Source organism: Myxacorys chilensis (genome assembly GCF_059505265.1).
On the sequence record NZ_JCACKG010000191.1, the window covers coordinates 1 to 6,256 of the forward strand.

Genomic DNA, 6,256 nt, shown 5'->3' on the forward strand with positions numbered 1-6,256 from the left:
TCCTCTTCCATTCTCGCTAATTCTATTCGAGTCCCCCAACTGCCGGATGTGCCCCTACCCTACTCAACCGAGATCAAAAGTATTTGCTTGAAAAGTACCTTAAGCCTTTGGTTGAAGAAGGCTCGCTACAGTACACCAATTCAGAAAGACCCAACGATCCAAGCCAGCGTTATCAAATTCCTTGAGCCATGCTTAAACCCGGAGAACAAAAAACCGTTCAGGTCTCGCATCCTCAAGTACGCCGAGATGACCGTCTTGACTACATCTGATGCAGTGTCGGGAGTTTCAGCCGTTAGAGCCAATCGTAGCAAGTGAATGACATTCCCAGGTAGTCGCCCGAGGAACAGAAGGAGTCTTGCCAACAGTCGGAAGGGAAGACAAAGCAACTGGCGCAATTTCCAGAGGGGCAATCGTTCTTGTCTTAGCGCTGCGATTGCTGCCTGCCAGTTTTCTTCCGGCGTGCCTTGATGCCCACGCTTTTCCCAAATTTCATAGGATTTGGCGCTAATCTGCTCCTCCGTAAAGGAAAGTGGTTTAGATTTCAAGGCACGTCGTTTTAGTTTTTGCACTTGCACGGCACCCACTATTCTGCCATTGCAAATTTAGCCTGAATTGGTGCTAGCGCGTGGAAAGACTTCAAGCTGCTTACATCAGAGGGATTTGTGGGCAGTTTATGGAATTGGGTAAACGATCATCATGTCCAATGCCTCAAAAATCTGATGTCGACGCCTAGGGCGTGTCATCAATTACAGGATTGAATAAGGTGGAGAGCGTAGACCGTGCCACACAATGCTGTGAACTGGGATGACAACTCGACGCTATGGCTTGCGCGATGACCAATGGGAGTGCATCAAGGACCTGCTGCCCGGACGAAAAGGAACCGTCGGCGTGACAGCAAAAGACAATCGCTTGTTTGTGGAAGCCGTGTTGTATCGCTACCGTGCGGGGATTCCGTGGCGCGACCTGCCAAAGCGATTCGGTGATTTTCGCGTGGTGCATACGCGTTTTAGTCACTGGTCAAAAACCGGGGTATGGGAGCGCGTATTTGAGCAGTTAGCTGAGGATGCGGATAACGAATACGCGATGATTGATGCCACGATTGTCCGCGCCCACCAGCACAGTGCGGGTGCAAAAGGGGGGAGCCAGAAACCGAGGCGATTGGTCGCAGCACAGGCGGATTGAGTACGAAGATTCACGCTACGACCGATGCGTTGGGCAATCCGTTGAGCTTCCATCTCACACCTGGGCAAGCTTCTGACCTGGAGGGTGCAGACCAGTTGTTGTCCGACTTGGTTGCGGATACCGTGCTTGCCGTTGCGAAGCTCTTCCCCGCAGGGGTAATAAAGCCTATGATGCCGATGAGCGAGTGATTCAACGCCTCGAAGCGCAGGGCAAGACCGCCGTGATTCCCCCAAAACGCAACCGCAAGCAGCAACGCGAGTATGACAAAGTGTTGTACAAAGCACGGCATCTGATTGAGAACTTTTTTGCCAAGCTCAAGCAGTATCGTGCCATTGCCACTCGGTATGACAAACGAGCGGTCAACTTCCTGGGTGCAATTTATTTGGCGGCTTCGGTCATCTGGCTCAATTGATGACACGCCCTAGGAAGGGTAGAAGGCGCTCTGAGTATTTGAGAACAAGTATAAGGAGCAGCTTTAACACAATAAAACTGCTAACCACTCTCCCCAAAACTCGCTTCCGAGCGCAAAGAAGACAAGCTGCCGCAATTCAACTATTAGACCTTAGAGGGGTCTATTTGTTTTTGAACTGCCAGCTTGGGGATTTATTGGAACTAGTGAAGGAGTCCGACGATGTTTAACCCCTCAGACTTGAAACTAGATTCTTTGCCCTGGCTACCACTGCGAGCGGTAGCCGCATTTCCCCAACAGCCTGCGATTCACTTCGCGATCGATGCTCAAAACGTGGTCCAGTACATTGGACGGTCGATCAATCCCAGGCAACGATGGAGTCAGCATCATTGCTATAGCCAGTTGAAGGCGATCGGGAATGTTCGGATTGCGTACCTGTTCATCGATGATACGCCTGAAATGTTGTCAGAAATCGAAGCGGCTTTAATCAAGTGGTTTGATCCTCCTCTCAATGGTGCGCCTGTACCTCCCTATGATCCACCACCGCAGCCAATTGACGAGAATGACTTAGTGGAATTACAAGCAATTGCAGCAATGAGAATTGACTGGACAGGAACAGCCATTCATCAGTCCACACTTCCGGTATTCCAAGAAACTTTTAATCGCTACGTCTGCCTTGAGCTAATTGGGGGTGGGCGAGAAATTTCGATACCCAAAGATAAGGCGACATTGATGCCACTAGAGGCAAGCAGTCTAGAGCGAACCTATCGTCTGCCAAAGAGGCAAGCAGAGATGCTCTCGTAGCCAACCGAGTGAGATGATTCAAGATTGAGCCCGATAACTCCTGAGCAGAAAAAAATGTAACCCCAACTCTAGCTAGCAGAATGCTTCCGGAGTCATTGGGGTTATGGCCAGATCGGAACTCAGCATCAAATCAACGGCGGTTTCTTCCATGAATGTTTTGGGCAATCTTACTAAAAGGAATGCCTCGATCGTGCCCAAATTAGGGAAGAGATCTCGGCAAAACGCTCTAAAACTCAAATTAGGTTAGCCAGTTTTAGGCAGTTGTTAGGCAGTTTTAGGCACTTCAAAAACTGCCTAACTTTCCTCAAATGTCCGTGTAGTAAGTCTTTCTCTTTTTTTGGGTTAGCCAGTTAGCCAGTCTTTTGTATTTGTATGAAAAGAAGAGAAAACAGTGAAGATAGAGTCCGCAATAAAGACACAGTTGTTCAAGAATCGAAAGAACGAGTCAAAACTGCAATCAAGAACGCAGGCTACCTGTTTCCTATGAAGCGGATCGTGATCAACCTAACGCCTGCTGATTTGAGGAAAGAAGGTCCGAGTTTTGACTTGCCCATTAGTGTTGGCGCTCTAGCCGCCTCAGAACAAGTGAGCGCAGACCTGTTGGAAGAATATTTATTTTTGGGCGAGGTTTCGCTAGACGGTAGCCTTCGTCCGGTGGCAGGAGTACTCGCGATCGCGGCGGCTGCCAAACGGCTCGGCATCTCTAGCTTAGTCGTGCCTGCCGATAATGTTCGAGAAGCCGCCGTGGTGCAAGGCATCAAGGTTTACGGTTTCAAACATTTATCGGAAGTCGGACAGTTTTTGAGCGATCCATCCTCAGTTCTGCCAGCCCAAGTCGATGGCGAAGCCGAGTTAACGCAAGCGCAAAGTACTGCCCCAGATTTGCGAGATGTTAAAGGTCAAGCTCACGCCCGTCGAGCGTTAGAAATTGCGGCAGCCGGGGGCCACAATTTAGTCTTTGTTGGACCTCCGGGAAGTGGAAAGACGATGTTAGCCCGGAGACTTCCCAGCATTCTGCCGCCCATGGCATTTGCAGAAGCGTTGGAGGTGACTCAGATTCACTCGGTCGCGGGCTTGCTAAAGAATAAAGGCTCATTAGTCGCCACTCGTCCCTTCCGCAGTCCACATCATTCGGCATCTGGACCGTCTTTGGTGGGTGGAGGTAGCTTTCCGAGACCTGGAGAGATTTCGCTCGCCCACCGAGGTATTTTATTTCTTGACGAGTTAACCGAATTCAAACGGGATGTCCTCGAATTTCTACGTCAGCCCTTAGAAGATGGCACGGTGACGATTTCTCGAACGCGACAATCCGTGTCATTTCCGGCGCAATTTACTCTGATCGCCAGCACAAACCCTTGTCCCTGCGGATACTATGGTGATACCGTCCAGCCGTGTACCTGTTCACCAAGACACAGAGAGCAATATTGGGCGAGGCTATCGGGTCCATTGATGGATCGCATTGACCTACAAGTGGGAGTCAATCGACTGAAGCCAGAAGAAATTACGCAGCAGACCACTGGGGAAGATTCCGCGACGGTACGATCGCGCGTGCAGGCAGCTCGAGATCGCGCCTGCGATCGCTTTCAAGATACGCCGCTTCGCTGCAATGCCGAGATGCAGAGCGCTCACTTGAAAAAGTGGTGCAGCTTAGATAGTGCAACTCGCACCTTACTTGAAAATGCAATTCGCAAATTAGGGCTGTCCGTGAGAGCGAGCGATCGCATCCTCAAAGTGGCACGGACGATCGCGGATTTAGCGGGCGATGAGAAGTTACAAACGTCACACGTTGCTGAAGCAATCCAATATCGTACGATCGACAGAATGCAGTGAGGTCGAATAATGAAACCTAATCAAGGAGACTACGTTGTTCTCGTTCATGGATTAGGGCGTACATCCTTGTCTATGAAAAAGCCCGAACGCTTTTTGGCTCAGAAAGGTTACACAGTTGTCAATTTCTCCTATCCTTCAATCCGGTTTGATATTGAGACATTAGCAAATCAATATCTTAAGCAAGCACTTCTAGAACACTGTATCGATCCAAGCAGAAAAATTCATTTTTTAACGCATTCATTAGGCGGAATTCTAGCACGAACTTATCTTAAAAATGAAGTGATTCATAGTCTTGGTCGTGTTGTAATGCTTGCCCCTCCCAATCAAGGAAGCGAATTAGCTGATTTCTTGAAAGAGCTAACTTTATATCAGTGGCTTCTAGGTTCTGCGGGACAACAGTTAGGAACTGATTCCGCTAGTTTACCAATTCAGCTAGGGAGAGTTAATTTCGAGCTTGGAATTATTGCTGGAGACAAAAACATTAATCCCTTCAGTTCATTTATTTTTATTTCAGCTAACGATGGAAAGGTTTCTGTAGATAGAGCCAAAGTTGAAGGGATGAAGGATTTTCTGATTGTCCGTCGAAGCCATACCTTTCTAATGAATGATAAAGACGTTTTAGAACAAGCTTGTTTCTTCTTTCAGAATGGCTGCTTTGAAACGATTCGCTAGAAAATCTCATTCCTGCTCCATAGATTCGCTGTGATTAGACGCTACAATGTGACCGATGTAATCTGCCACGCGCCTTGATAGAGCGTTACACCCTGCCCGACATGGGCAACATCGGACTATGCGATCGCACAACTTAATTTTTGGGAAGCATACGATATAACTTCAGGCTTTGAGTAAAATGCTCAGAGTTTTTTATGTCAAAGAACTATCGTCGTGTTCGTAAATCAACTGTTGTCAAGAATTCAGTCGGTCAACACTTCAAGCTCGGCGGCTACCGTCCTGAAAAGCAAGATTCCAACGACAAAAAATATAGTGCGAGCCGCGATCGTCGAGAACCTCTACCATCCAAGATTGATCTGCGTCCCTACCTAACCCCTGTCGAGCATCAGGGTGACACCAATAGCTGCACTGCTAACGCGATGGCAGGCGCTTATGAATATCTGGCTAATCGGCTATTGAATCGATCGGATGATGTGAGCCGTCTATTTATCTACTACAACGCTCGTGAATTAGATGGTGATGTCGCCATTGATGAAGGCACTTATTTAAAGAGCTGCATCAAGGTTCTGCGGAAGCATGGGGCTTGCTCTGAAGCAACTTGGGCATTTAATCCAGCAAAAATTTTAGAACAGCCATCTGCGGAAGCCTACGAAGAAGCAGCAAATTTTGTCATCGAAGATGCATATCGAGTCAAAGTTGATCTTTACACAATGCAAAGCTGTCTCGCTGACGGCTACCCATTTGCCTTCGGATTGCAGCTATTTTCGTCGTTTCAGGCAGCAGGATCTAACGGACTGGTTCCCATGCCCGACCCAGACAACGAAAAGCACGACGGCGGTCATGCCATGCTGTGTGTCGGTTATTCAGACCCCGATCAAGTCTTTATCGTTCGCAACTCGTGGGGCGAGGAATGGGGCGAGCAGGGATACTGCTATATTCCCTATGACTATATGACCAAACCCCGCCTCAATGGAGATTGCTGGGTCATTCGGCAGGTCAGTGATTTTGATTTAAGCCAAGACATCCAAGGCAATTCTTCCTCCTTGTTTGATGGCGCAACGGCTGCGATCGCGTCCGCCTTCCAATCTCCAGGTGCGATTTGTAATTCCGCGATCGTCAATCTCTTTAATAATTTCTACACGGTTGAATACGAAGAAGAACTCATTTATGTCGAGAAAGGACTCTTGTCCGTTGATGCGTGCGAAGACTTGGAATCTCTCTACTACCAAGAGTATGACGAGTATGAAGAATCATTAGAAGACGAAGAAACCGAAGATAGCTACGAGGAAGAAGACGAAGAAGAAACCGAAGATAACTACGAAGAAGACGAAGAAGAAACCGAAGACGAAGAAGAAACCG

5 protein-coding genes and 1 pseudogene are annotated in these 6,256 nt (G+C 48.3%); 5 read left to right on the forward strand and 1 reads right to left on the reverse strand.

The features are described 5' to 3' along the window. Nucleotides 1-140: 140 nt before the first annotated feature. Complete coding sequence (locus tag AC5JLB_RS17015) at nt 141-569, reverse strand: DUF2934 domain-containing protein (RefSeq protein WP_495875015.1); 429 nt, start codon at nt 567-569, stop codon at nt 141-143. A 235-nt stretch (nt 570-804) separates the two neighbouring features. Between AC5JLB_RS17015 and AC5JLB_RS17020 the strand changes: the two are divergent. From AC5JLB_RS17020 to AC5JLB_RS17040, 5 genes and pseudogenes are all read left to right on the forward strand, one after another. After that, nucleotides 805-1,594: pseudogene (locus AC5JLB_RS17020) on the forward strand (IS5 family transposase). Nucleotides 1,595-1,813: 219 nt separating this feature from the next. Beyond that, a complete protein-coding gene (locus AC5JLB_RS17025) occupies nt 1,814-2,395 on the forward strand; it encodes a GIY-YIG nuclease family protein (RefSeq protein WP_495875016.1) in 582 nt (193 codons plus the stop codon). Between the two features lie 372 nt (nt 2,396-2,767). Beyond that, nucleotides 2,768-4,225, forward strand: coding sequence for a YifB family Mg chelatase-like AAA ATPase (locus AC5JLB_RS17030; RefSeq protein ID WP_495875017.1), 1,458 nt, complete (start codon nt 2,768-2,770; stop codon nt 4,223-4,225). Nucleotides 4,226-4,234: 9 nt separating this feature from the next. Beyond that, complete coding sequence (locus AC5JLB_RS17035) at nt 4,235-4,897, forward strand: esterase/lipase family protein (protein WP_495875018.1); 663 nt, start codon at nt 4,235-4,237, stop codon at nt 4,895-4,897. Between the two features lie 194 nt (nt 4,898-5,091). Then, the coding region (locus tag AC5JLB_RS17040; protein WP_495875019.1) for a C1 family peptidase at nt 5,092-6,256 on the forward strand (1,165 nt) is incomplete at its 3' end.